This window comes from Streptomyces sp. NBC_00358, from assembly GCF_036099295.1.
Classification (GTDB): domain Bacteria; phylum Actinomycetota; class Actinomycetes; order Streptomycetales; family Streptomycetaceae; genus Streptomyces.
In genome coordinates, this window is sequence record NZ_CP107976.1 from 3,513,001 (window position 1) to 3,538,372 (window position 25,372).

Consider the following 25,372-nt stretch of genomic DNA (forward strand, 5'->3'; position numbering starts at 1 on the left):
TTTCCCCCTCCGCACCGTGGATGCCGGAAGCTGTCAGGTGTGACCTTCCGCGCGTTCGCCGCCGTCCCATCGGGCCCGTCCCATGTCGACGCGTGGAAGATGTCCCTCGGAGGCCCTGCTCGCCTCCCTCAGCGGCGTTCCCTCGGCGCGGTAGTGCGCCAGCGCGTCCAGTTCGTGGCCGGGGAGCAGCGCGCCGTCGGCGCGTACGACCCGCCACCACGGAACCGCGCTTCCATAGAGGGCCAGCACCCGGCCGACCTGGCGCGGGCCGCCCTCTTCCAGCCATTCGGCGATGTCTCCGTAGGTCATGACGCGGCCGGGCGGGATCAGCTCGGCGACGTCGAGGACCCGCTCCGCGTACTCCGGCAGGGCGTCCGCCGGACGGTTCTCCTCGCTCATCCGCCCCATCCTGCCCCACCCCACCGACAACGTGAGCCCGCGGCGACTGTGCACATTCCTCGCCACGGAGTGACGCTTGAGACAGATTGCACGCCCCGCATTTGCACCCTGATGCCCCCGTGTGTCGGTCGGGCATGCCACCATCGTGCGGGCGGTGACTGGTGATACGAGATCAAGAAGAGACCATGAGGCAGCAGGGCGTGCACCCCGAAGACGCGGAGGGCACCTCCGCCGCTTCGTCACGCCCTGACATCGGCGGCGTCGACGACAAGGACACGGACGGCGGGACGGACGCTTCCTCCGCCGTGGCGGCCGGGACGGGCTCCGGCGACGCCGAGGGTTCCTCTCCGAGCGTCCGCGAGCCTTCGCCCCGGACCGCCGACGAGGAGAAGCCGCAGGCCGAGCCGGACGTGGACTGCGCCGACGAGGCCCACGCCGAAGAGGTCGAAGGCGACGAACCACTGCTCCCCGCGCGCGTGCACCGCCCCTCCGACCTGATGCGGCTCCTGGTCGGCGTTCTCGCGATCGTGGTGCTGCTCGCCATCGCCGCGTTCGCGCACGGCACCACCTCGGGCCTCGAACAGGACATCAACAAGGGCACCGGACAGGCGCCCGATCTGCTGATCAGGATCGCGGGTCTGGCATCGAGCATCGCGATCCTCCTGGTGCCGGTCGCTTTCGCCGTCGAGCGACTGATCAAGCGGGACGGACTGCGGATCGCCGACGGCGTTCTCGCCGCCGTCCTCGCGCACGGAGTGACACTCGCCACGGACCTCTGGGTCGCGAAGGGCGCCCCGGGTTCCATCCAGGAGGCGCTCACCCAGCCCTCACCGGGTGACATCCACGCCCTCACCGACCCGGTGCACGGCTACCTCGCACCGGTCATCGCCTATATGACGGCCGTCGGCATGTCCCGCAGACCGCGCTGGCGCGGGGTGCTGTGGGTCGTGCTGCTCCTCGACGCCTTCTCCATGCTGGTGACCGGCTACACGACCCCGTTCTCGATCATCCTCACGGTGCTGATCGGCTGGACCGTCGCCTACGGAACGCTGTACGCCGTCGGCTCACCGAACGTGCGGCCCACCGGGCGGACCCTGATGGCGGGCCTTCGGCACGTCGGCTTCCACCCGGTCAGCGCCGCCCGCGAGGAGATGCCGGAGACCGCGGAGAGCGGCGACCGCGGCCGGCGCTACTTCGTCACACTGGAGGACGGCCCGCCGCTGGACGTCACGGTCGTCGACCGCGAGCAGCAGGCCCAGGGGTTCTTCTACCGTGTCTGGCGCCGGCTGACGCTGCGCGGCATCACCACGCGCCGCAGCCTCCAGTCACTGCGCCAGGCCCTGGAGCAGGAAGCCCTCCTGGCGTACGCGGCCATCGCGGCCGGTGCCAACGCGCCCAAGCTGATCGCGACCTCCGAGCTGGGCCCCGACGCCGTGATGCTCGTCTACGAGCACACCGGAGGTCACACGCTCGACTCACTGCCCGATGAGCTGATCACGGACGATCTGCTGCGCGACACCTGGCACCAGGTGCAGGCGTTGCAGTCCCGGCGCATCGCGCACCGCCGGCTCGCGGGCGACGCGATTCTGGTGGATCGTTCCGGCACGGTGATCCTGACCGATCTGCGCGGCGGCGAGATCGCGGCGGGCGATCTGCTGCTGCGCATGGACGTCGCACAACTGGTGACCACCCTCGGGCTGCGTGTGGGCGCCGAGCGCGCGGTGGCGTCGGCGGTCGGCGTCCTCGGTCCGGACGCGGTCGCGGACTGCCTGCCCATGCTCCAGCCGATCGCGTTGACGCGCTCCACGCGCGCGACGCTGCGAAGACTTGCCCGGGAGCGCTCGCAGCGCGAACGTGAGGCGGTGCTGGAGGCCTCACGGCTGGCCAGGCTCGCCCGCGCCGAGGCGGCGGCCGGGGAAGCGCCGGAAGCGGTCCTCGCCGCACCGGAGAAGCCGGGCAAGAAGGCCGTACGTGCCGAGCAGCGTGCCGAGAAGCGGGCGATCGACGAGGCCCTGGACGAGGCGCGCGAGGAGGATCTGCTCACCCAGATCCGCCATCAGGTACTGCTGATCCGGCCCCAGGCGCCCGTCGAACCGGCCCGCCTGGAGCGGGTCAAGCCCCGCACGGTGATCAGCGTCTTCGCCGGAGCCATCGGCGCGTACTTCCTGCTGACGCAGCTCACCCACATCCAGTTCGGAACCCTGTTCGACAACGCCGAGTGGGGCTGGGTCGCGGCGGCCGCGCTGTTCTCCGCCCTGAGCTACTTCGCGGCGGCGATGAGCCTGCTCGGCTTCGTGCCCGAGCGGGTGCCGTTCTTGCGGACCGCGGCGGCGCAGGTCGCCGGCTCGTTCGTGAAGATCGTGGCGCCCGCCGCGGTCGGCGGTGTCGCCCTCAACACACGCTTCCTGCAGCGGGCCGGGGTGCGGCCCGGACTCGCGGTGGCGAGCGTCGGCGCGTCGCAGCTCTTCGGACTCGGCTGCCACATCCTGATGCTGCTGTCCTTCGGCTATCTGACGGGTACGGAGAAGACACCGTCCCTGTCGCCGTCCCGCACGGTCATCGCGGGTCTGCTGACGGTCGCCGTCCTCATCCTGGTCGTGACCTCGGTTCCGCTGCTGCGCAAGTTCGTCTCCACGCGCGTGCGGTCGCTGTTCGCGGGCGTCGTACCGCGCATGCTCGACGTGCTGCAGCGGCCGCAGAAGCTCGTCACCGGCATCGGCGGCATGCTGCTCCTGACGGCCTGCTTCGTGATGTGCCTGGACGCGTCGATCCGCGCGTTCGGCCACGAGGAGACGACCTCGCTCAGCCTGGCCAGCGTCGCCGTCGTCTTCCTCGCCGGCAACGCGCTGGGTTCGGCGGCGCCGACCCCGGGTGGTGTCGGCGCGGTCGAGGCGACCCTCACCGTCGGTCTGATCGCCATCGGTCTCCCCAAGGAGGTCGCGGCGCCCGCGGTGCTGCTGTACCGACTGCTGACCCTGTGGATTCCGGTGCTGCCGGGCTGGCTGTTCTTCAACCATCTGACGCGCAAGGGCGCGCTCTAGGGTCCGCGCGGGGACCGTCCCGTACGCACCTCGGCCCACGCGCGTGAGGACGGCCCCGGACCTGCCCCGCGCCCCTGGGATGCGGCCGCGCGATGCGCCCTCACCCACACGGCTCGCGCCCCGAGCGCCCCACCCCGCCCGCCCGCAGGATGGGGAGCATGCCGAACCCGCCGCAGCCGCGCGCCGCCGTCCTGGCCGTCACCGCCGTCCTGCTGACCTCATGGGTGTCCGGCTGCAGCACCGACTCCAAGGACCAGGACCTGACGGCGCAGAAGCTGAACTGGAAGGCGTGCCCGGCACCGTCCGAGGCCGAAGGCGGCGGCAGCGCCCCCTCGCCCCTGCCGGGCGGCGCGGAGTGGGAGTGCGCCACCTTGAAGGTGCCCCTCGACTGGTCCGAGCCCAAGGGGGACACGATCGGGCTCGCGCTGATCCGGGCGAAGGCGAGCGGCGCCCCGGACAAGCGCATCGGCTCGCTCGTCTTCAACTTCGGCGGCCCCGGCGGCTCGGGCGTCTCCACCCTGCCCGCGTTCGGACAGGACTACGCGGCCCTGCGCACGCGATACGACCTGGTGAGCTTCGACCCGCGCGGAGTGGGCCGCAGCGCGGGCGTCGAGTGCGAGAGCGACCAGCAGCTCGACAAGTTCTTCCAACAGGACGCCATTCCGGACGACACCGCCGAACAGCAGGAGCTGCTGCGGAACACCAGGACGTTCAACGCGGCCTGCGACAAGAACTCCGGCACGGTCCTCCCCCATGTGCGCACGACGGACGCCGCTCGCGACATGGACCTGATGCGCCACGTCCTCGGCGACGCGAAGCTGCACTACTTCGGCATCTCGTACGGCACCGAACTGGGCGGCGTGTACGCCCACTTGTTCCCCAAGAACGTGGGCCGCGCCGTCTTCGACGGGGTCGTCGACCCGACTCAGAACCTGGAGCAGAGCTCTCTCGGACAGGCCAAGGGTTTCCAGCTCGCACTGGACAACTTCGCCGAGGACTGCACCTCGAAGGTCGAGGACTGCCCGATCGGTGACACCCCGCAGGACGTCAAGGACCGCATCGCCAAGCTGCTCAAGGACCTGGAGAGCAAGCCGATCCCCGGCGCCTTCCCCCGCCTGCTCACCCAGACCGCCGCGACCGGCGGCATCGCCCAGTCGCTGTACTCGAAGGACTTCTGGGAGTACCTGACGGAGGGACTCCAGCAGGCGTACGACGGCGACGGCAAGGTGCTGATGCTGCTGTCGGACTCGCTGAACGGGCGCAGCGAGAACGGCCAGTACAGCAACATCACCGCGGCGAACATCTCCATCAACTGCGCCGACGACAAGCCGCGTTACACCGCCGACTTCGTGCAGTCGAAGGTTCCGGAGTTCCGGGCCGCCTCCCCGTTGTTCGGCGACTATCTGGCCTGGGGCATGGTCAGCTGCACCGACTGGGCCGTGCCGGGAGCCGCGGAGCATCCGGACGTCAGCGCCCCCGGAGCGGCACCGATCCTCGTGGTCGGCAACACCGGCGACCCGGCCACGCCGTACGAGGGCGCTCGGGCGATGGTGAACGCGCTCGGCAAGGGCGTCGGAGTCGAGCTGACGTACAAGGGCCAGGGACACGGGGCGTACGACAGCAAGAACAAGTGCGTGCAGGGCGCGGTGAACCGCTATCTGCTGCAGGGCACCGTGCCTTCGGCCGACACCGTCTGTTCCTAGAAAATCGCAGGTCAGAGCGTTATCCACAGGCCTCGACGGCAGTCCGCGGCCGGCGCCTACTATGGCGTGCAGGTGATCCGCGACTTCGGGCGGACCACGGCGAGGGGGGACGCTCATGACACGGTTCGCACGATGGACGGCCGCGGTTGCCGCCGCGTTGCTGGTGGCCGGCTGCGGCGGGGGCTCGTCCGGCGGCACCCAGGGCGAGGGGAAGAACGGCGACGATCCGCCGTCCGCGGCGAAGGCTTCCGGCGGGTCGCCCGGCCTGCCCGCCTCGCTCACCTCGCAGAGGCTCGACTGGGGCCGCTGCAAAGGCACTTCAAACTCCCCCGCGCCCGGGAGCGGCTGGCAGTGCGCGACGCTCAAGGTGCCGCTGGACTACGCGAAGCCGGGCGGCGGGACGATCGGTCTGGCGCTCATCCGCTCGAAGGCGACCGGCACCCGGGACAAGCGCATCGGCTCGCTCCTGTTCAACTTCGGCGGCCCCGGCGGCTCGGGCGTCTCCACCATGCCGGCCTACGAGAGCGTGGTCGGCACACTCCACGACCGCTACGACCTGGTGAGCTGGGACCCGCGGGGAGTCGCCGCCAGCGAAGGCGTGCGGTGCCGCGGGGACAAGGCGATCCAGGCCTCCGAGTCGGTGGACGCCACACCGGACGACGCGGCAGAGGAAGCGGCGTACTTCAAGGACGCGGCGGACTTCGGCAAGGGCTGCGCGAAGGCCGCCGGGAAGCTGATGTCCCATGTCTCGACGACCGACACGGCCCGCGACATGGACCTGATGCGCCAGGTCCTCGGCGACCGCCGGATGCACTACTTCGGCATCTCGTACGGCACCGAACTGGGCGGCGTGTACGCCCACTTGTTCCCGAAGAACGTGGGACGTCTGGTGCTCGACGCGGTCGTCGACCCGAGCGCGGACACCGTGGGCCACGCCAAGAACCAGACGCTGGGCTTCCAGCGCGCCCTGAACGACTACCTCAAGTCCACCGGCCAGGACCCCGCGCAGGGCTCCCGGAAGATCGCGGACCTGCTGAAGCGGATCGACGCCAAGCCCCTGCGCACCACCGGCGGGCGCGAGCTCAGCCAGACCCTGGCTCTGACCGGCATCGTGCTGCCGCTCTACAGCAAGGAGGGCTGGCCGCGCCTCACCGAAGCGCTGAAGGACGCCGAGGGCGGGGACGGTTCGGCCCTGCTGGCGCTCGCCGACGGTTACAACGATCGGGACGCCTCGGGGCACTACGGCACGACGACGCATTCCCAACGGGTCATATCGTGCTTGGACGACAAGCAGCGCCCGACTCCCGAGGAGACCCGGAGGCGGCTGCCCGAGTTCGAGAAGATCTCACCCGTCTTCGGGGACTTCATGGGCTGGGACACGGCGGGCTGGTGCCACGACTGGCCGGTGGCCGGTCAGTACGACACCCCCGAGGTCAGTGCGCCGGGAGCCGCACCCGTCCTGGTCGTCGGCAACACCGGGGACCCGGCGACACCCTACGAGGGCGCCCGCAGGATGGCGGACGAGCTCGGCAAGGGCGTGGGTGTCGAGCTCACCTGGAAGGGCGAGGGCCATGGCGCCTACGGGAGTGGGAGCGACTGCGTCGACTCGACCGTGAACAGCTACCTGATGGACGGGACGGTGCCGAGGGACGGCAAGGTCTGCTCATGACGACGGCGGGGGTCTCGCGAACACCGCGTCCGCGAGACCCCCGCCGTCGAAAGAGCAGGCCGAGCCGCCGGTCAGTACACCGGCTTGTCGGGCTCGATCTGGTGGACCCAGCCGATCACACCGCCGCCTACGTGCACCGCGTCGGAGAAACCGGCGGACTTCAGGACCGCCAGGACCTCCGCACTGCGGACACCCGTCTTGCAGTGCAGGACGATCTTCTTGTCCTGCGGCAGGGTCTCCAGGGCGGTGCCCATGAGGAACTCGTTCTTCGGGATCAGCTTGGCGCCGGGGATCGAGACGATCTCGTACTCGTTGATCTCGCGGACGTCGATGATCTCGATGTTCTCGCCGTCGTCGATCCACTCCTTGAGCTGCTTGGGAGTGATCGTCGAGCCGGCCGCCGCCTCCTGCGCCTCCTCGGACACGACGCCGCAGAAGGCCTCGTAGTCGATGAGTTCGGTGACGGTGGGGTGGTCGCTGCAGACCGCGCAGTCCGGGTCCTTGCGGACCTTGACCTGGCGGTACTGCATCTCCAGGGCGTCGTAGATCATCAGGCGGCCGACCAGCGGCTCGCCGATGCCCGCGAGGAGCTTGATCGCCTCGTTGACCTGGATGGAGCCGATGGACGCGCACAGCACGCCGAGGACACCGCCCTCGGCGCAGGAGGGGACCATGCCGGGCGGCGGGGGCTCCGGGTAGAGGCAGCGGTAGCAGGGGCCGTGCTCGGACCAGAAGACCGAGGCCTGTCCGTCGAAGCGGTAGATCGAACCCCACACGTACGGCTTGTTGAGCAGCACGCACGCGTCGTTGACCAGGTAGCGGGTCGCGAAGTTGTCCGTGCCGTCGACGATCAGGTCGTACTGGCTGAAGATCTCCATCACGTTCTCGGCCTCAAGCCGCACTTCGTGAAGGACCACGTTCACGTACGGGTTGATGCCCAGCACGGAATCGCGCGCGGACTCGGCCTTCGAGCGGCCGATGTCCGCCTGGCTGTGGATGATCTGGCGCTGCAGGTTCGACTCGTCGACCTCGTCGAACTCCACGATGCCGAGCGTGCCGACGCCCGCCGCGGCCAGGTACATCAGTGCCGGCGATCCGAGGCCGCCGGCGCCCACACACAGCACCTTGGCGTTCTTCAGCCGCTTCTGCCCGTCCATACCCACATCGGGGATGATCAGGTGGCGGGAGTACCTGCGGACCTCGTCTACGGTGAGCTCAGAGGCTGGCTCGACCAGGGGTGGCAGCGACACGGGGACTCCGTTGGTCGGTCAATCACTACAGTTGTTCTCCCCGTAACACTGCCACGCCCTTCTTCATTCCGAGACACCCGTTCCGATCCGCGAGACGATCTCGTCCCAGTAGCCGGGCATCGTCTCCCAGGGGTCGGTCCGCCCGCCGTGATCGGAGCGGTCGGTGAAGTAGATCGTCGAGGCGCCCTGCCAGCGGGCGATGCGCAGTGCCTCGTCCAGGTGGCCGCGCGGCATACCGTGCACGAAGTGGCAGAAGCGCTCGGGGGGATAGTCGGCGGTCCACTCGGCGACCTGCGACCAGCGGTACTCGGTCCAGGGGCCCGAGAAGGTCACCAGTTGGTCGGCGTTCTCGGCGTATCCCGGGTGCGGGTGGGTGCCGTGGCCCAGCACGATGTGGGCGCCGTCGCGCAGGGCGCGGAGCGCGCCGACCGTGCGGCGGATCTCAGGGAGCGCGGCGCGTTCGGTGGGACAGCGGTCGAGGATGAATCCGTCGGCCTGGTACCAGTCGAGATGGCGGCGCGCGTCGGCGATCGTTTCGCCGAAGGGGCGGACGCCATGGGCGGCGTCGAGGAGTCCCAGCACCCGGACGCCCGCGTTGCGCAGCCGTCCGGTGGCCTCCAGGCAGCGCGGGTCGGGTCGTTCGCCGGGACCGTTGTCCACGTTCAGGACGACCCAGTGCAAGGGGGTGCCGGGGCGGGTGAGTTCGTCCCATTCCACGGGAGCGACGAGGGGGTGCGCATAGCCGGGGACACCGAAGCCGAGTCCTAAGTCGGTGCTCGCGCTGCCGGTCGCGGTGCTGGTCAGATACGACATGCCGCCTCCATCCAGATGTCGGCGAGAGATTCCTCGAGGTTGATCCGGGGCCGCCAGCCGAGGCGGTCGCGAGCGGTGCGCACATCGGCCTGCTGCCAGCTGCCGCAGCCGTCCGGGTAGGGGTACGCGACCGGGGCCAGGTGGTCGGGGTCAGGGCGGGGGTGGCCGATGGACGGCCGCATGGACGGGCCGGGCGGGCCGTCGAGTTCGTGCAGGGTGCCGCTGTAGCCGGCCACGCGCGCGAGGACGGCGGCGGCGTCGCGGAGGCGGACGGCACGGCCCGAGCCGATGTTGATCACGCCCTGTGCGGCGGACAGGGAGGCGGCGTGGACCGCGCGGGCGACATCGCGGACGTCGATGAAGTCGCGTTGCACGCCGAGGCCGCCGAGCTTCAGTTCGCCGTCGCTGGCCTGCATGGCACGGCGCAGGGCTTCGGCGAGCCGGCCGAGCGGCGATCCGGCGGGCGTGCCCGGGCCGGCGGGCGAGAAGACCCGGAGCACGACGGCGTCCAGGCCGGAGCCGAGGACGAGTTCGGTCGCGGCGAGCTTGCTGACGCCGTACGGGCCACCCGGGCGCGGGACGGCGTCCTCCGCGGTGGAGGAGCCGGGCTGGCTGGGCCCGTACTCGGCGCCGCAGCCGATCTGGACGAGCCGGGCCCCGCAGCCGCTGCGGCGCAGGGCTTCGCAGACGGTGGCGACGGCGACGGTGTTGTGCCGGGTCAGGTCGCGGGCGCCGCCGCGGGTGGCGCCGGCGCAGTTGATGACGACTCCGGGGTGCACCGCGTCCAGGAAGCGGGTGAGGGCTCCGGGGCTGCCCGAGGCGAGGTCGAACCGCACGTCGGCGTCGTCTCCCCGGCCGAGCGCGGTGAGCTGCACGGCCGGGTCGGCGAGCAGCCGGTCGGCGACGAAACGGCCGAGGTAGCCGTTGGCTCCGATCAACAGGACCCTCATCGGGCGGCTCCCGGGGCGGATTCTCCGGTTCGGGAGGTGATCATCTGACTGTCTCCTTCGAGGTGGTGCCGTAGTCGTGGTGAGGGCCCGCGGTGTCGGCCCCGCGGGAGATGGGGGCCCGGATCCAGGACGTCGCCGGACTCCGGGGAGGGCTCACGGCGGTGTGGGCGTCGTGGGCCGGTTTCGGGGGGCCTCGGTCCGCCGGGGCCGCGGGCGTACTGCGCCGGGGCGCGGATCGCGGCTCATGCGGCCTCGCAGGGCAGGGCATGGGCCGAGGCCCGGGTGAGGGTGCGGGCCGCCTGGACGAGGAGGACGAGGGCGCCCGTCCCGCAGGCCAGGGCCGGTACGGCTCCTGCTCCCGCCGCCGCGACCAGGCTGTCGACGGGGGTGGCCAGGAACGAGCAGCCGGGCAGTCGCGCGGCGAACACGGTGGCGAGGGCGGTGGCCTCCGCCGCGCCCGCACCGGCGAGCGCGCGGGCCGGGGCGTGGGTGAGGCCGCGTGCCGTCAGCAGCCGCGCGGGCAGGAGCAGTGCGCCGAGCGCACCGGCTCCGGCGTAGGCGGGCGACTCGTTCAGTGCCGTCCCGCACAGGGCGAGCAGCCCGCCCAGCGCGCAGAGGAACAGCCCGAACGCGCCGGTGAGCAGGGGGCGTACGGAGGCGGCGAACTCCCGTAGACCGCGGCTCGCGTTGAGTCGGCGTCGGGCGCGGGCGAGGAAGAGGTGGGTGCACCAGGCCGCCGGGGCGCAGGCGAGGGAGAGGGCCAGCACGGGTGCGGTGGCCAGGGTCCAGGGGCCGTCGGGGCCGCCGTCCCGGCCGGCGCTCAGCAGTCCGTCGCCGGCGAGGGCGTACGCGACGAGCCAGCAGGTCCACGCGCGGGCCGCGTTCGTCGTGCGGTGCCCCGTGCTCAGCGGACCTCGGCGGAGGGCGGCGTACAGGCCCGCGGTCATGGCCAGGGCGCCGAACGCGGCGACGGCGAGACGCGGCTGCCCGTCGGTGAGCCGTAGCCCGGCCACGACGGCCGCGCCGAGGGCGCCCGGCACCAGTGCGAGTGCCGCCCAGTAGGCGCGTGCACGGGTAGGGCCGGGAGTCTCGGCGCGGGACACGGACTCCTCCTGGCGCGCCGCGCGGGCGTACATCTCCTCGGCGAGCGAGAAGACGTCCCGGTGCCGGAAGCGCGCGGCGGCGCGGTCGGTCACGCCCTGCGCCTCCAGACCCGCCGCGATCTCCAGCGGGTCCACCGCCCGCTCGCAGAGCTCGCGGTGGCGGTGCATCAGCGCTTTCACGGGGTCCACCGCGCCCCGGCGCCCGACGGACCTGTACGCACCGTGGACGCCGTCACGCGCCGCGTCGGCGTCGTGCCCCACATCACCGTCACGCCCCGCACCGCCGTCGCGTGCCACGTCACCGTCGCGTGCCACGTCACCGTCGCGTGCCACGTCACCGTCAAGTGCCGTGTCGGAGTGAGGTGCCGTGTCACCGTCGCGTGCCGTGCCACCGTCGCGGAGCGAACGGGTGTCGTGTGCCGGGCGCTCGTCGCAGGTGACGGGGCTCGCCGGTGTCGTGGGCCGGGGGCGTTCGCCCCGGTGGTCGAGGCCGTTCGGGGCGGCCGGTCCCCCGCTGTCGATCGTCACGCGCCCTCCCCCACGGAAACGGGCACCGGCTCGGACAGGGCCTCGGACAGGGGCTCGGGCACTGGCACGGGCTGAGGCTGCGACTGCGGCTGGGGCTGCGAGTGCGGCTGCGGCTGCGGCTGGGGGCTGGGCGCGGTGGCCCGGACGGGTGCTCCCGCCGCCCAGCGCGGTCGGCCCGCGGTCATGCGGCGGGCCTCGGTCCAGCGACCGGGCACATGGGCCTCGGCGGGGACTCCGAAGGGCAATGGTTCTCCCTCGTCGTCCACGATCACCCGACGCACCGGGGAGTGCGAGACGATCTCCAGGTAAATGCCGCGAAATGCCGTGATGTTCTGCTCGACGGTGAAGAGTTCCAGGGCGCGTGCGCGGGCGGCGGCGCCCAGACGCTCACGCCGCTCGGGGTCGCGCAGCAGTGCCACGCACGCCTCCGCGAGGGCCCGCGGATTGCGCGGCGGAACCACCAGCCCCGTACCGCCGATGACCTCGACGACCGCTCCCACGTCCGTGGACACGGTGGCGCGGCCGCAGAACATGGCCTCGACGAGACTGATCGGGAAGCCCTCGACCACGCTGGACAGGACGACCAGGGCGCCGCCGGCGTAGGCCTCCGCGAGGCTCGGGATCTCCGGGCCGCCGATCTCCTCGAAGGACACCGGGTTGTCGCCGACCGCGTGCACGCCCTCCGCCTCGTCGGGGAAGAGCTGCGCGGCCAGTGCCCTGCAGTGGGCCAGATAGGTCGCACCGTCCGGGCCCTCGGCCGGGGCACCGACGATCCGCAGCCGGGTCCTCGGTTCGGCCCTGCGGATCTCGGCGAAGGAGTGCAGCAGGGAGATCAGGTCCTTGGCCGGTTCGATGCGGCCGACCCACACCAGGGTGTCGGGGTCCGCGCACCGGCTCCCCTGTGCGCCCTCGCCCACGTCCGCGAAGTGCGCGGCCTCCATGCCGGGGTGGACGGTCCGCAGTTTGGCGCGGTCGGCGCCGCAGCGCTCCTGCCAGCGGCGGGCGTGTGTGTTGCCGGGGGTGATGAGCGTCGCCGCGCGGTAGACCTCGGTGGCGAGCGCGCCGTGGAACGCGGCGAGCAGGGCCCGCACGGCGGGCGGCTCGCCGACGGTCGCGGGGGCGAGGTAGTGCGCCCGCAGTTGCACGCCGTACTCGGTGACCAGCAGTGGGACCCCGAGGAAGTAACGGGCCAGGAGGCCGGGCAGCGCTGCGGCTCCGCCGGCCGCGGCGTGGCAGAGGTCGGCCGAGCCGAGCGCGTCGTCCTCGTACCAGTCGAGCGACAGGGGGCGCAGGGTGCGCTCGATGTGTGCGGCGACGGTGAGCAGTTCGGGGACGTGAGCGGTGCGGGCCGTGCGGAGTGCGCCGGGCGCGCGACAGGCGTGTTCCAGGGCGCGTACGGCGCCCTCGGAGCGCAGGGCGCCGACCAGTCCGCCTTCGTCCCTGGCGAGTTCGGCCAGTGCGTACAGGGCGCTGGCGAAACGGTCCGCCTCGGCGCCGACGGAATCCGCCGGGTCCCCGGCGACGTCCGCGCCCACGGCGTTCGGCCCCGCGCACACCGCAGCCGCCAGTTCCCCGTACGCCTCGGCGAACCGGCGTCGCGCCCGGCGCCCGTGCACGACCCCGTCGCCGGGCGCCGTCCACAGCGGTGCGGTGCGTACGCGGCCGACCTGGGGCGGTAGCTGGATCCAGCCCCGGTCCTCCTGGCGCTCGGTGCGGCTGAGCGCGTAGATGTCGAACGTGTGCTGCCCGAGCCCACGCACGAGCCGGTCGCACCAGAGTCCGGCGTCACCGCTCACATACGGATAGCCACCCTCCGTAAGCAGTCCGATGCGCACGAGCACACCCCCGATCTCCCGTATGGGGAGCCGCCGTTGACCCGGCGACTCGCAGCGGGACGAACGTATGCGGACAAGGTGGTGGTGCGACGGACGGTTGTCCGTCGCACCACCAGAAGGGGTGAACGGCCGTAACTTTCCCGCGCAGACCGCGTTTCGCCGCGCTACGAGATCAAGTGGGCGGTTTCTCTCCGGCTCCGGGCCCTCTCACGGGAAATGCCTTCTCTCCGGACCGGGCCCTCGAACGGGTCATGCCGGGTCCGGGGACAGCTCCTTGCGCTCCGCGCGGCGCCGCGCGGCGACCTCCGGGTCCAGCGCCGGTACGGCGGCCAGGAGCTGCCGGGTGTACGGGTCCCGCGGGCTCTCGTACACCTCGTCGGCGGGACCGTACTCGACGAGCCGGCCGCGGCGCATCACCGCCACCTGGTCGCTGACCTGGCGCACGACCGCGAGATCGTGTGCCACGAACACCAGGGCCAGCCCGAGTTCCCGCTGCAACTCGCCGAGCAGGGCGACCACTTGGGCCTGCGTGGTGACGTCGAGCGCGGAGACGGGCTCGTCGCAGACGATGGCGTGCGGCTCGGCGGCGAGCGCCCGCGCGATGCCGACACGCTGGCGCTGCCCGCCGCTGAACTCGTGCGGGTAGCGGTCGTAGTGCGCCCCTTCGAGCCCCACGCGCTCCAGCAGTTCCCTCACGCGCCCCCGGATGCGCTCCTCGTCCCTCCACCGCTCCCGGCTCCCGCGCGCCCGCAGCGGATCGGCGATGGACTCGCCCACGCTCCGCCGGGGGTTGAGGGAGGACACCGGGTCCTGGAAGACCATCTGCACCGATGGGTGGATGCCGGACTGCTCGCGCCCCGCGTGGCGGACCACGCCGGCCGTGGGCTCCAGGAGCCCGACCAGCATCCTTCCGAGGGTCGTCTTCCCGCTGCCGCTCTCGCCGACGATCCCGAGGGTCTCGCCCCGGCGGACGCTCAGCGACACGTCGTCGACGGCCGCGAACCGCCGCTTCCCGCGCCCGAACTCCCGCCGGAGCCCGACCGCTTCGAGGACGACGTCGTCCGGCTCGGCGCCACGCGCCGCAGGACGCCGTGCGTCCCCGCCCGGTCCGTCGCCGACCCCGACGGGCCCCTCGCCCGTGTCCGGCCCGGCGCCGGGTCCGTCGTACCCCGTCCGCTCGGCCACCCGGGGGGTGTCCACCCGGGGGACGGCGCCGAGGAGTTCGCGGGTGTAGGGCTCCCGGGGCGCGCCGAGGACGCCGGTGACCGGGCCGTGCTCGACCGCGCGTCCGTGCCGCATCACCAGGATCTCGTCGACGCTCTCGGCCGCGACCCCGACGTCATGGGTGACCAGCAGCAGCCCCGTCCCGGTCTCCTGCCGCAGGGTGTGCAGGAGGTCGAGGATCTGGGCCTGGACGGTCACGTCGAGGGCCGTGGTCGGCTCGTCGGCGATCAGGAGCTCGGGCTCGCAGGCCAGCGCCATGGCGATGAGGGCGCGCTGGCGCATACCGCCGCTGAACTCGTGCGGGCGCGAGCGGGACCGGCGTGCCGCGTCGGCGATGCCGACCCGGTCCAGCACCCGCACGGCACGCGCGCGTGCCGCCCGCCGGGACGCCTTCGTGTGCACCCGGTACACCTCGGCGATCTGGTCGCCGACCGCGTAGTACGGGTCGAGGGACGACAACGGGTCCTGGAAGACCATGGCGGCCTTTCCGCCGCGCAGCCGGCGCAGGTCGTCGTCGGACGCCCGCTGCACGTCCACGCCGGCCACCCGGACCGTGCCGCCGACGTGCGCTCCGGTGCCCCGGTGCAGCGCCAGCAGGGCCGACGCCACGGTGGACTTGCCCGAACCGGACTCGCCGACCAGGCCCAGCGCGGCGCCCCTCTCCAGCCGGAAGGAGAGCCCGTCGACGGCGCGCAGGTCCCCGAAGTCGACGACGAGGTCACTCACTTCGACCAGCGGGGCCACGGCCTCCGAAGGGGTCGTGGAATTGGTTGGGGAAGAGTCGTTCATGCCAGCACCACCCGTCGGTCGGCCACCGCGTAGAGCACGTCCGCGACGGCGTTGGCGATGACCACGAAGAAGCCGATGACCAGGACCATGCCGACGACCACCGGAAGGTCGACGACGTTCACCGCGTGCACCAGTTCCTGGCCGATGCCGGGCAGCCCGAAGAGGGTCTCGGTGAGCACCGCGCCGCCGACCGCCGAGCCGAAGGTGTTGGCGTTCAGCGCGATGATCGAGGCGAGGGCGCCCCGGACGGCGTGCCGCCCGATGATCGACCGCTCGCCGACGCCGTACGCCCGGAAGGTCCGGATGTGGTCCTCGGCCAGCGTCTCCAGCATCGAGGCCCTGGTCAGCCGGGCGAACGCGGCGGCTTCGACGAGGGCGAGCGACAACCAGGGGAGCACCAGGTTCCACGCCCACTGCTCCGGGTCGTCGGAGAAGTTCACGTACTGCGGGAAGGGCAGCAGTCGCAGTTGTCCGCAGACGACGATCATCAGGATCAGACCGATGACGAAGACCGGCGTGGCCGTGCCGGCGAGGGTGACGCCGGTCAGCACGCGCTCGCTGAGCCGGCCGCGCCGCCACGCCGAGAGCACACCGGTGCCGACACCCAGGACCAGCCATACGACCATCGCGCCGAACACCAGCGACAGGCTGACCGGCAGCTTCGTCAGGATCAACTGCGTGACCTGCTGGTCGGTCTGGTACGACAGCCCGAGGCAGGGCGCCGAGCAGTGCTGGACGGAGGTGCCGGTCGAGTAGTCCTGGCCGACGAGAACGCCCTCCAGGAAGTGCCAGTACCGCACGTACAGCGGGTCCCCGAGATGCAATTGAGCGGCGACCTGCTGCACCTGGAGGGGCGAGCAGCGCGGACCGCAGGTGATCTGGGCGACGTTGCCGGGGGTGGCGTAGAAGACGACGTAGATGATCACCGAGATGGCGAAGAGGGTGATCGCGGTGCCGAGGGCACGGCGCAGGACGAAACCGCCGAAGCCGCTCATACCGTGGTCTCCTTCGTGTCGTCGCCGGATGTACCGGGCCGGGGAACATCCGCGCCCCGCGGAGGCGTTCCGGCGTCCTGCGCAGAGGTTCCGGCAGCGTACGTGGGCTTCCCGGCGTCCCGCGGAGGCGTTCCGGTGTCCTGTCGGGGCAGGGGAACGCCGTCGTCGGCGGCCGCGGCGGACGCGTCCGCGTTCCCGCTCGCGTCGGCCCTGGCCTCCCGTCTGCGGCCCGTGCCGACGCGCAGGCGGGAAGCCGCGCGCGGGTCGAGGGCGGTGCGCACCCCGTCGCCGAGGACGGTCAGGGCGAGGACGGTGAGGAACAGCGCGCCGGCCGGCAGCAGCAGATACTGCGGTGCGGCCTGGTACCAGACGTCGGCAGCGGTCAGCATCTGTCCCCAGGACGGCGTCGGGGGCTTCACACCGACGCCGAGGAACGACAGCGCCGCCTCGACGCCGATGTTCGCCGGCACGAGGAGCGCGGAGTACGTGATGAGGGGGGCGGCGAGGCCCGGCAGCAGATCGCGGCGGGCGATGCGCCAGGTGCCCCAGCCGCTGAGCCGCGCGGCGGCGACGTAGTCCAGTTGCTTGAGCGTGAGGGTCTGCGCGCGCACGATCTTCGCGAGGGTGCCCCAGGCGATCAGGCCGATGACGAGGGCGACGAGTACGGGACGCGGGAAGCTGCCGGGCACGATGGCCAGCAGCGCCAGCGACATGATCATCAGCGGCAGCGCGACGATGATCTCCGTGACGCGGCTCAGCAGTTGATCGACCCATCGGTTCCCGAGCGCGGCCGCGACGCCCACGACGACGGCGATGGTGACCTGCACCAGCGTCGCCGCGAGGGCGACGCCGAGGGAGACCCGGGCGCCGTACACGAGGCGTGCGAAGAGGTCGCGGCCGGTCTGGGGTTCGACGCCCAGCCAGTGGTCCGCGCCCATGCCGCCGAGCGGGCCGACGGGGACGCCACCGCGGGCGGAGTCCACCAGCGAGGGGTGGAAGGTGGTGGGGTCCTGGCCCTCGATCGCCGTGAGCAGTGGCGCGGCGAGTGCGACCAGGACGAGCAGGGCGACGACGGCCGCCGCGACGAGGGCGGCGCGCTGCGCACGCAGCCGCCGCCAGAACTGACGGGCCCCCGAGGCCCCCGTGACGGACGTGTCCGTCACGGGGGCCGAGGAGGCGGCAAGTGCCTCGCTCACGGTGCTACTTCACCGCTACCTGGGAGATGTCCAGGACGCCGGTCCAGTCGCTGATCACGATGTTCTTGACGCCCGCGCCGTACAGGCGCTTGTAGACGGGGTGGAACAGCGGCACGGTCAGCGCCTGCTCGCCGATCTTCTTGTCCAGTGCGCCCCAGCGCTTGGCGGCCGCGTCGAGGTCGGTCAGCTTGTTGATCGCGTCGATCTCGTCATTGACCGACTTGTCATTGAGGAGGCCGGTGTTGAAGTTGGCTCCGTCCTTGACGATCTGCCGGCCGTCGAAGATCGGGGCCAGGAAGGGACCGCCGGAGGGCCAGTCGGCACCCCAGTGGGCGAGGAAGAAGCCCGGCTCGGTCTTGACGCTCTGAACCTTGTCGCTGTAGTCGTTCTCCTCCAGTCCCTGGAGCTTGACGGTGATGCCGGCCTTCTTGAGCGCGTCCTGGACGGCGGTCGCGATCTCCGGGCTGGTCTCGAAGTTCTTGCTGTTGGAATGCGTCAGCGTGACGGTCAGGCCGTTCTTGTAGCCGGCCTGCGCCAGCAGGTCCTTCGCCTTGGCGGCGTTGCCGGACGCGCCCGCCGGGAACAGGTCGTAGGGCGTGTAGCCGAAGGACTTCTGGTTCGGCAGGTACGTCGTCGCGGGCTCGGCGAGCGAGGAGCCGCCGGCGGCGTTGATCACCGAGCTGCGGTCGATGGCGTACGAGATCGCCTGGCGCACCTTGGGGTTGTCGAACGGCTTCACCTTCGGGTTGAAGGCGATGTAGTCGGTGTAGCCGAAGTGGCCGGTTCCGACGCGGGAGGCCAGTTCCTTGTCCCCGGTCACCTTGGCGAGTTCGGCCGGGCCGAGGTTGGTGTCCGTCGTGACGGCGGTGGCGTCCGCGCCCTGGGAGGAGGACAGCCGCTGGTTGATCACGGAGGAGTCCAGGCCGGACCGTACGTCGATCTTGTCCGGGTAGGCCTTGCGCTCGTCGTCGGTCGACGCGGACCAGTACGTGTTGCGCTCCAGGGTGAGGCGCTCGCCGTCGTTCTCGTTCTTGACGACCTTGTACGGGCCCGAGGAGACCGGGTGCTCCTCGTACTTCGTGCCGGTGTCCTTGGCCTTCGGGACGGGGGTGGTCTGCGTCTGCGTGGCCAGGTAGGGGAACTCGCCCTCGGGCTTGTTCAGGTGGAAGACGATGGTCAGGTCGTCGGGCGTCTCGATCGAGTCGAGGCCCTTCTTGTCCTTGTAGGGACCCTGGTAGGCGGCGCCGCCGATCAGCCAGTCGCGCAGGTAGGGCGCGCCCCCGGAGAGCTCCGCGGCGAAGGAGCGCTCGATGCCGTACTTGATGTCGGCGGAGGTGATCGGCGTCCCGTCCTCGTACTTGAGGCCCTTCTTCAGGGTGTACGTCCACACGGTCGCGTTCTTGCTCGGGCGGCCGGTGTCGGTGGCCAGGTCCGGCACGACCTGGGTGCCGGCGGCCCCGTTCTCGCGGTTGCGGGTGGTGAGCGTCCGGAAGACGAGCGAGGGCACGTTGCCGCCGCCGGAGGTGTAGAGCCGCGCGGGGTCGAAGTCCTGCTGCGGGTTGGCGTTCAGGACGGTGAGGGTGCCGCCCTTGCGGGGCTGGGAGTCGCCACCGGGACTCTTGGCATCGCTGTCCTTCGGCCCGCAGGCGGCGGCGCCCGCTGCCACGACCAGGCTGACGGATGCAACGGCCACGCGGCGCGCTATGACGGACGGTTGACGCATCGGAAGACGACCTCTCGGATGACTCGAATACTGAGACGGAATGACACGGAGTGAGACAGAGGAGCGCGGAGCTCACCCAGGGCGTCAGGCGTCGGAGTCCGACCGGACCGAAAGAGGCACGGGCACGCGGAACCGCAGCGGTTCAGGAGCGCACGGGAACAAGACAGGGAGGAAAGCGACGCACTCGCCTGGGGCGGGCGTCAGCAACAGTGGATGTCGGCCACGCAGAGCGCGGTCACGCCGAAGAGCGCCAGCTCAAGAGCGGCGCGAACGGAGGCGTGACGGGGTGACATGCGGAAAATATGAACGATCTTTTTCCGCATGTCAAAGCGGTGCGAGCGCTTTCCGTCAACTCGTGGGATAGGGCCAGGGGTTGGCCAGACAGTGGATTCCGTCGTGGTCGAGGAACTTGGTCTGCTGCTGCATGACCGGGGCGAGGTCTCCGTCCTTCTGGCAGGAGACGTGCCCGTATCCGAGCCGGTGGCCGACCTCGTGGTTGATCAGCATCTGCCGGTAGGAGTGGATCTTGTCACCGAAGCCGTAGGTCTTGGAGCCCTGGGCCCAGCGGTACGCGTTGATCATGACGCGCTCGGTGGACGCCGAGTCGCACGACACGTTGTCCTCCGTGGTGTCGAGCCCCGACTTGGCGCACCACTCGGCGGTGGTGCCGGGACTCGCCAGCGTGATGACGAAGTCCGGTTTGCCGGAATCGACCCGCTCGAAGGTGCGGGCACCCTTGTGGGCCCAGCTCCGTCCGTCGTTCAGGGTCTTCTGCACGGCGTCGGCGAAGAGCGCGCCGTCCAGACCGAGGCCCTGTTCGATGTCCACGCGGTAGGTGTACTTGTGCCCCTTGCCCGGCGCCTTGGCGACTCCGGGCACCACGTCGAACTTCCCCGACCCCTTGAGCTTCGCCCCGAGCGGGTACGTCCGGGCCATCTTCTGGTCGAACGTCAGGGCCGCCGCGGCCACGGCCGGCTGCCCCGACTGGGTCGGCCGGTCGTCTCCGCGCGAGGCGGAGTCCTGGGTCGCCCGGCCGGCGGCGCCGTCGGCGGACTCCGTCCGCGCGCCGGTGTCGTGCTGTCCCGACGTCATCTGCCCGGCCACGACGACGGCCAGCACGGTGGTGACGGCGGCCGCCGCGATCCCGGTGAACGCCCAGCTCTTGCGGGCCTTGCCCTCGCCCTGCTCGTCGGTGTCCGGCAGTGGCCGCCCACCGGTCCCGGTGGACCGGCCGTCCCACTCGGCGGCGGGGCCGTGGGGGTCGGCGGCACGGGCGGCCGTCCGCCGAGCGGCGCCGTCACGGGGCGCGGCGAGGTCGCCGCTCTCCCGCGCGTCGAGGTCGAAGGCGTCGACGTACGCCTGGCGGGGTGCCGCCACGGCCTCCTGGCGCTGCCGGGGGACCCTCGGCCCGGGAGGCGCGCCCTGCGGAGCCCCACCGGCCCTGGACTCCCCCCAGCCGCCGCCCTGTTCACGCTGCTCGGGATGCCCGCCGCGCACCTGCGGCATTCCGTGGGCCGGGGTCCCGTCGGGGAGCCGCGGCACACCGTGCGCCGGGGTCCCGTCGAAAAAACGCGGCACCCCGCGTGCCGGGGTGCCGTCGTCGAACCGCGGGACCCCGTGCGCGGGGGTCCCGTCCGCGAATCGCGGCACCCCGCGTGCGGGAGTGCCCTCGGTCATCCGCGGGAAGCCGTGCGCCGGGGTCCCGTCGGGAAGCCGCGGTCCGCCCTGGGGGCCGGTGCCGTCCTGGAAACGCGGGACCCCGCGCGCGGGAGTGCCCTCGGCCGGCCGCGGGAAGCCGTGCGCGGGGGTCGCGTCGTCGAAGCGCGGTGCGCCTCGCTGTGCCGCGCCGCGCGGTGAAGTCCCTCCCGCGGGCGGGTAGGGGCCCTGCGAACCGGGCGACCGGGTCGCCGCGCGGCGGGCGTCGTCAGGACCCGGCACCGGACCGGGAGCCGCCTCCGCCGCCGGCACCGCTCGCGTCCGCGAGGTGTCCGCCTTGTCGGCCCGCCCCCGACGACTGTGTCGTCCCACTTCCCGCCTCAGCTCTCCGCGCCGATTGCCACCGAAGAGGTCAACTCTCCCAGATCCGCCAGGAGTTCACGAAAGGCGGTGGCGACCGTCTCCGGATACTCCATCATGGCGACGTGCCCCGCCTCCGGCAGGGACAGCAGCCGGGAGTCGCGGAAGGCACGGGCCGCGCGCTGCGCCATACGGTAGCCGACAAGTTGGTCGCGGCCTCCGTAGACGAGGAGCGTCGGGGCGAGCACCCGTTCGGCCTGACGCCACAACCCGTGCTGTCCGCCCAGCGTGTACGCGTTCACGACCCCGCGCGCGGAGCGTGCCATGGCGTCCCAGAAGTAGGGCAGGGCGAGCCGCCGCTCCATCTCCTCGACCGCGTGGCGGAACCCCTCGGGCGTGACGATGCCGGGGTCGCCGTAACAGAGGGCCAGCACCCCCCGTACCCGCTGCTCAGCGCTCCAGTCCTGGGTGAGTCTGGTGAACAGCCCCGCCACCCCGGGCAGCGCGAGCAGCGCGGTCGGCCACGCGGAGCGCTGCGCGCGGATCTCGGGGAGCGCGGGTGAGACCAACGTGAGCGTCCGGACGAGATCCGGCCGCACGGCGGCGACGCGCGTCGTGACGGCTCCACCGAGTGAATTGCCGAAAAGATGTACAGGCCCGCGTCCGGACGCGTCGAGATAGCGGATGACCGCGCGCGCGTGGCCGGTGACCGAGTAGTCGCCGTCGTCCGGCGGCGGCGAGTCGCCGAAGCCCGGCAGGTCCAGGGCCTCACTGTCCACGAGCCCGTCGAGCAGGGACATCAGCGCCGACCAGTTCTGCGAGGAACCGCCCAGACCGTGCACGTACAGCGCGGACGGCAGGTTCTCCCGGACCGGCGGTCTCGACCGGACCGTCAGCGTGATGCCGGGCAGCCCGACCGATCGCAGTCGCTCGCCCTCCGCGACCCTGACGGCACCGACCCTCGGCATCACGGTGGCGGCCGGCGCGGAAGGGAGTTCGGTCGAAGACATGCCGCAATGTTACGAGACGATCACGCGGGGGCTCATGTGTTCGCCGTCACAGATGGCGAGCGGATCGCATAGCGTCCGGATCGCGTGTCTCCTAGGCTTCGAACGAGGGCACTCGTACGCACATCAGGAGCGCACTCGTACCGTTCGGGAAGAGGAACCATGACAGTCGACCCGACAGACCCCGGAACCTTCGACGACCAGTTCCGGGAAATCCTCGACACGGAGGCCCCCGAGGCCGACGCCGCCGAGCAGTCCGCCGAGCTGGACCCCGCGGACGATGTCGACCCGGAACCCCCGGGCGACCGGCTCAACGCCGATGAGGCGGATCTCGCCGAGCAGGCCCGCGTCGTCCGGCTGAACGAGGACGACTATCGGTGACATGACACCGCTGACCGAGGCCACCGGGACGGCCGCGTGCCCAGCTCGTCCCCTTCGGCACACTGTGCGCCGTCCCCATCGGCGTCCGGTCCGTGAAATTCTGCGCTCGCACCGCACACAGCAGGGTTACCGAAAAGTACGATGGCGGCGCGGCGCACACCGCACGTGGACAATTTGGGAGGCGGCGTGACAGCCATCGAGCAGACAGAGGCAGCACGCCCGCGGGGCACTCGCCTGCCGCGCCGTGCCCGACGCAACCAGCTCCTCGGCGCCGCCCAGGAAGTTTTCGTTGCGCAGGGGTATCACTCGGCCGCCATGGACGACATCGCCGAGCGCGCGGGCGTCAGCAAGCCGGTTCTCTACCAGCACTTCCCGGGCAAGCTCGATCTGTACCTCGCGCTGCTGGACCAGCACTGCGAGTCGCTGCTCCTGTCGGTGCGGACGGCGCTCGCGTCGACCTCGGACAACAAGCTGCGCGTCCGCGCCACCATGGACGCCTACTTCGCGTACGTGGAGGACGAGGGCGGCGCGTTCCGGCTGGTCTTCGAGTCGGACCTGACCAATGAGCCGGCGGTGCGCGAGCGCGTCGACAAGGTGACGCTCGAATGCGCCGAGGCGATCTGCGACGTCATCGCGGAGGACACCGGTCTCTCGCGCACCGAGTCGATGCTCCTCGCCTCGGGGCTCGGCGGTCTGGCCCAGGTGGTGGCCCGTTCCTGGCTGCACAGCGACCACAGTGTCCCGCGCGACCAGGCGGTCCAGCTGCTGACCTCGCTCGCCTGGCGGGGCATCGCGGGCTTCCCGCTGCACGGCAGCGAGAACCACTGACCCGCTGAATCACCGACATCGGGAGAAGCGGCCGGGAGCGTACCCCCGGCCGCTTCTTTGTTCCCGCCGGCTGTTCGCTCCTGGCGTTCCCGGGCGGAGCATGCACCCTCCCTCGCCGGGCTAATGTGTGCTGCGTACGGCGCGTACGAACGCGCACATGACTGACCGTCGGAGGGACAAAGCCGTGGAGGTCAAGATCGGCGTGCTGCACGCGCCCCGCGAGATCGTTCTGGAGAGCGGTCAGACCCCGGAAGAGGTCGAGCGCGCGGTGTCCGAGGCGCTGGCCGGCAAGTCGCAGCTGCTGAGCCTCGTGGACGACCACGGCCGCAAGGTCCTGGTTCCGGCCGACCGGCTGGCGTACGTGGAGCTCGGTGAGCCCACGCAGCGCAAGGTCGGATTCAGCGCTCTGTAGGACAACGCAGTAACAGCAGTGACAGGGGAAGGGCCCGGTGACCAGGTCACCGGGCCCTTCCCCTGTTGCGCGGACGGAGCACATCCCGCACACAGGGGAGGGTTGCGTTCCACACGTCACGGGTAGGACCGGCTACGACCGATTTGCACCGGCCGTGCGGGAGGGACTCTCACCATGTTCTTGGAAGTGCTCGGCTCCGCGCTGCTCGGTCTCGCGCTGGCGTGGGCGGCCTCGTACCGCCTGCCCCACCGGTTGCCGACCCGCAACCTGGTCCTGTCGACGGGCGTGGCGGGAGCCCTGGTCGGCGCGTTCCTGACGCACACGGCACTGGGCTCCGGCCACTTCCTGGTCATCCTGCTGGGCGCGGCGGTCGTCTCCGCGGCACTGCTGTCGCTGCTGCTCCGCCCCGAGGAGCGGTTTCGCCGCCGCTCGGCGACGGCGTAAGCCGTTCCGGCGACCGCGGTCGCGTGACCGTGAACCGCGCTCCTGAGGGCTGTCCCGTCAATCCCCGGTAGGGCCGTTCGGCGAGCCCCGGACGTGTCCTGGGTGCGCCCCGGGCCCCGCCTGGGCCCGTCCTAGGCGGCGAGGCCCAGTGCGGCCATCCGCTTGGTGTGCGCCTCGGTGATCCGGGAGAACATCCGGCCGACCTCGGCGAGGTCGAATCCGTCGGCGACGCCGCCCACGAGCATCGTCGACAGGGCGTCGCGGTCGGCGACCACGCGCTGCGACTGGGACAGCGCCTCGCCCATCAGCCGTCGCGCCCACAGCGCGAGCCGGCCCCCCACCCGGGGGTCGGCGTCGATCGCGGCGCGCACCTTCTCGATGGCGAAGCCGGCGTGACCGGTGTCGTCGAGGACGCCGAGGACGAGCTTGCGCGTGTCCGAGTCGAGCCGGGCCGCGACCTCACGGTAGAAGTCACTGGCGATCGAGTCGCCGACGTAGGCCTTGACGAGCCCCTCCAGCCAGTCCGAGGGGGCCGTCTGCCGGTGGAAGCCGTCGAGCGCCGCGACGAACGGCTCCATCGCCTGCGTCGGCTCCGCGCCGACCGCGGCGAGCCGGTCCCGCAACTGCTCGAAGTGGTGGAACTCGGAGGACGCCATCTTCGCCAGTTCCGACTTGTCGCTGAGCGTGGGCGCCAGCTTGGCGTCCTCCGCGAGCCGCTCGAACGCCGCGAGCTCGCCGTACGCGAGCGCTCCCAGCAGGTCCACGACCGCGGCGCGGTACTGGGGGTCGACCGAGGCCGTGTCCCAGTTCTGCGCGGCGACCCCGGTGGCCGCGGGGGCGGTGTCGGCGGGGGCCCCGGAGGGCTTCTCAGCGGCGTTGTCAGGCGTCGTCATGAAGCGCACAATAGCCCGCTCACAGCACGGTGGAAGCCCCTGGTCAACCAGTGTGACGGCGACTACGTGACCAAATCGGCCATCGCATGTGCGCGATTCCGGGGTATGGTGGTAATGCGCCCGGCGAGTAAATTCGACGGGCCGCACGAATGAGGATGCCCGGTCGGTGGCCC

At 71.6% G+C, this 25,372-nt stretch carries 21 protein-coding genes; 7 read left to right on the plus strand and 14 right to left on the minus strand.

Translation table 11 applies throughout. The annotated features are described in order from the left end of the window. Window positions 1–33 precede the first annotated feature (33 nt). Window positions 34–408: an MGMT family protein gene (locus tag OHT01_RS14560; protein WP_405916175.1), complete on the minus strand. Its 375-nt coding sequence runs from the start codon at window positions 406–408 to the stop codon at window positions 34–36. Window positions 409–584: 176 nt separating this feature from the next. Here OHT01_RS14560 and OHT01_RS14565 point away from each other — a divergent pair, with 176 nt between their 5' ends. The 3 genes from OHT01_RS14565 (at window position 585) to OHT01_RS14575 (ending at window position 6,812) form a co-directional block, all read left to right on the plus strand. Further along, complete coding sequence (locus OHT01_RS14565) at window positions 585–3,440, plus strand: lysylphosphatidylglycerol synthase transmembrane domain-containing protein (RefSeq protein WP_328553575.1); 2,856 nt, start codon at window positions 585–587, stop codon at window positions 3,438–3,440. Between the two features lie 158 nt (window positions 3,441–3,598). Beyond that, window positions 3,599–5,143 (plus strand): alpha/beta hydrolase, encoded by a 1,545-nt coding sequence (locus OHT01_RS14570; RefSeq protein ID WP_328553576.1) that lies wholly within the window; start codon window positions 3,599–3,601, stop codon window positions 5,141–5,143. A 115-nt stretch (window positions 5,144–5,258) separates the two neighbouring features. Next, on the plus strand, window positions 5,259–6,812 hold the full coding sequence (locus OHT01_RS14575; RefSeq protein WP_328553577.1) for an alpha/beta hydrolase: 1,554 nt from the start codon (window positions 5,259–5,261) through the stop codon (window positions 6,810–6,812). Window positions 6,813–6,883: 71 nt separating this feature from the next. Here OHT01_RS14575 and moeZ read toward each other — a convergent pair whose 3' ends face one another. The 12 genes from moeZ to OHT01_RS14635 all read right to left on the minus strand — a co-directional run bounded on the left by moeZ (window position 6,884) and on the right by OHT01_RS14635 (window position 22,244). Then, window positions 6,884–8,062 carry an adenylyltransferase/sulfurtransferase MoeZ gene (gene moeZ / locus OHT01_RS14580; protein WP_328553578.1) on the minus strand — a complete coding sequence of 393 codons (1,179 nt, stop codon included), beginning with the start codon at window positions 8,060–8,062 and terminating at the stop codon, window positions 6,884–6,886. Window positions 8,063–8,125: 63 nt separating this feature from the next. After that, complete coding sequence (locus OHT01_RS14585) at window positions 8,126–8,875, minus strand: spherulation-specific family 4 protein (protein WP_328553579.1); 750 nt, start codon at window positions 8,873–8,875, stop codon at window positions 8,126–8,128. Beyond that, window positions 8,863–9,825: an NAD-dependent epimerase/dehydratase family protein gene (locus OHT01_RS14590; RefSeq protein ID WP_328553580.1), complete on the minus strand. Its 963-nt coding sequence runs from the start codon at window positions 9,823–9,825 to the stop codon at window positions 8,863–8,865. The genes OHT01_RS14585 and OHT01_RS14590 overlap by 13 nt, the downstream gene beginning before the upstream one ends. 242 nt (window positions 9,826–10,067) lie before the next feature. Continuing rightward, window positions 10,068–11,189: a hypothetical protein gene (locus tag OHT01_RS14595; RefSeq protein WP_443043525.1), complete on the minus strand. Its 1,122-nt coding sequence runs from the start codon at window positions 11,187–11,189 to the stop codon at window positions 10,068–10,070. 263 nt (window positions 11,190–11,452) lie between these two features. Beyond that, window positions 11,453–13,291, minus strand: a complete 1,839-nt coding sequence (locus OHT01_RS14600; RefSeq protein WP_328553582.1) for a DUF3492 domain-containing protein — start codon at window positions 13,289–13,291, stop codon at window positions 11,453–11,455. Window positions 13,292–13,540: 249 nt separating this feature from the next. Continuing rightward, window positions 13,541–15,304 (minus strand): ABC transporter ATP-binding protein, encoded by a 1,764-nt coding sequence (locus OHT01_RS14605; RefSeq protein ID WP_328553583.1) that lies wholly within the window; start codon window positions 15,302–15,304, stop codon window positions 13,541–13,543. Next, entirely contained in the window at window positions 15,301–16,299 is a 999-nt protein-coding gene (locus tag OHT01_RS14610; protein ID WP_328553584.1) for an ABC transporter permease, read from the minus strand. The genes OHT01_RS14605 and OHT01_RS14610 overlap by 4 nt, the downstream gene beginning before the upstream one ends. Beyond that, window positions 16,296–17,495, minus strand: a complete 1,200-nt coding sequence (locus OHT01_RS14615; RefSeq protein WP_328553585.1) for an ABC transporter permease — start codon at window positions 17,493–17,495, stop codon at window positions 16,296–16,298. Before OHT01_RS14615 ends, OHT01_RS14610 begins: the two co-directional genes overlap by 4 nt. Before the next feature lie 4 nt (window positions 17,496–17,499). After that, window positions 17,500–19,218, minus strand: coding sequence for an ABC transporter substrate-binding protein (locus tag OHT01_RS14620; RefSeq protein WP_328553586.1), 1,719 nt, complete (start codon window positions 19,216–19,218; stop codon window positions 17,500–17,502). Window positions 19,219–19,418: 200 nt separating this feature from the next. Then, the gene (locus OHT01_RS14625; RefSeq protein WP_328553587.1) at window positions 19,419–19,511 is read right to left on the minus strand and encodes an Ms4533A family Cys-rich leader peptide; all 93 of its coding nucleotides are present in this window, start codon (window positions 19,509–19,511) and stop codon (window positions 19,419–19,421) included. A 55-nt stretch (window positions 19,512–19,566) separates the two neighbouring features. Beyond that, window positions 19,567–21,246 (minus strand): DUF3152 domain-containing protein, encoded by a 1,680-nt coding sequence (locus OHT01_RS14630; RefSeq protein WP_328553588.1) that lies wholly within the window; start codon window positions 21,244–21,246, stop codon window positions 19,567–19,569. Window positions 21,247–21,254: 8 nt separating this feature from the next. Beyond that, on the minus strand, window positions 21,255–22,244 hold the full coding sequence (locus OHT01_RS14635) for an alpha/beta fold hydrolase (RefSeq protein ID WP_328553589.1): 990 nt from the start codon (window positions 22,242–22,244) through the stop codon (window positions 21,255–21,257). A 159-nt stretch (window positions 22,245–22,403) separates the two neighbouring features. Here OHT01_RS14635 and OHT01_RS14640 point away from each other — a divergent pair, with 159 nt between their 5' ends. From OHT01_RS14640 to OHT01_RS14655, 4 genes are all read left to right on the plus strand, one after another. Next, on the plus strand, window positions 22,404–22,622 hold the full coding sequence (locus OHT01_RS14640) for a hypothetical protein (protein WP_328553590.1): 219 nt from the start codon (window positions 22,404–22,406) through the stop codon (window positions 22,620–22,622). Window positions 22,623–22,808: 186 nt separating this feature from the next. Beyond that, entirely contained in the window at window positions 22,809–23,450 is a 642-nt protein-coding gene (locus tag OHT01_RS14645; protein ID WP_328553591.1) for a TetR/AcrR family transcriptional regulator, read from the plus strand. A 184-nt stretch (window positions 23,451–23,634) separates the two neighbouring features. Beyond that, window positions 23,635–23,862: a DUF3107 domain-containing protein gene (locus OHT01_RS14650; RefSeq protein ID WP_328558121.1), complete on the plus strand. Its 228-nt coding sequence runs from the start codon at window positions 23,635–23,637 to the stop codon at window positions 23,860–23,862. Window positions 23,863–24,036: 174 nt separating this feature from the next. After that, window positions 24,037–24,306: a hypothetical protein gene (locus OHT01_RS14655; RefSeq protein ID WP_328553592.1), complete on the plus strand. Its 270-nt coding sequence runs from the start codon at window positions 24,037–24,039 to the stop codon at window positions 24,304–24,306. 131 nt (window positions 24,307–24,437) lie between these two features. Here the strand turns inward: OHT01_RS14655 and OHT01_RS14660 are convergent, their stop codons facing one another. After that, window positions 24,438–25,208 (minus strand): ferritin-like fold-containing protein, encoded by a 771-nt coding sequence (locus OHT01_RS14660; RefSeq protein ID WP_328553593.1) that lies wholly within the window; start codon window positions 25,206–25,208, stop codon window positions 24,438–24,440. Window positions 25,209–25,372: the final 164 nt, after the last annotated feature.

Coding starts and splice junctions, on each gene's coding strand:
- OHT01_RS14560 (WP_405916175.1), bottom strand. CDS start 408: ATGGGGCGGATGAGCGAGGAGAACCGTCCGGCGGACGCCCTGCCGGAG.
- OHT01_RS14620 (WP_328553586.1), bottom strand. CDS start 19,218: ATGCGTCAACCGTCCGTCATAGCGCGCCGCGTGGCCGTTGCATCCGTC.
- OHT01_RS14585 (WP_328553579.1), bottom strand. CDS start 8,875: ATGTCGTATCTGACCAGCACCGCGACCGGCAGCGCGAGCACCGACTTA.
- OHT01_RS14605 (WP_328553583.1), bottom strand. CDS start 15,304: ATGAACGACTCTTCCCCAACCAATTCCACGACCCCTTCGGAGGCCGTG.
- OHT01_RS14635 (WP_328553589.1), bottom strand. CDS start 22,244: ATGTCTTCGACCGAACTCCCTTCCGCGCCGGCCGCCACCGTGATGCCG.
- OHT01_RS14610 (WP_328553584.1), bottom strand. CDS start 16,299: ATGAGCGGCTTCGGCGGTTTCGTCCTGCGCCGTGCCCTCGGCACCGCG.
- OHT01_RS14640 (WP_328553590.1), top strand. CDS start 22,404: ATGACAGTCGACCCGACAGACCCCGGAACCTTCGACGACCAGTTCCGG.
- OHT01_RS14625 (WP_328553587.1), bottom strand. CDS start 19,511: ATGTCACCCCGTCACGCCTCCGTTCGCGCCGCTCTTGAGCTGGCGCTC.
- OHT01_RS14655 (WP_328553592.1), top strand. CDS start 24,037: ATGTTCTTGGAAGTGCTCGGCTCCGCGCTGCTCGGTCTCGCGCTGGCG.
- OHT01_RS14590 (WP_328553580.1), bottom strand. CDS start 9,825: ATGAGGGTCCTGTTGATCGGAGCCAACGGCTACCTCGGCCGTTTCGTC.
- OHT01_RS14575 (WP_328553577.1), top strand. CDS start 5,259: ATGACACGGTTCGCACGATGGACGGCCGCGGTTGCCGCCGCGTTGCTG.
- OHT01_RS14570 (WP_328553576.1), top strand. CDS start 3,599: ATGCCGAACCCGCCGCAGCCGCGCGCCGCCGTCCTGGCCGTCACCGCC.
- OHT01_RS14565 (WP_328553575.1), top strand. CDS start 585: ATGAGGCAGCAGGGCGTGCACCCCGAAGACGCGGAGGGCACCTCCGCC.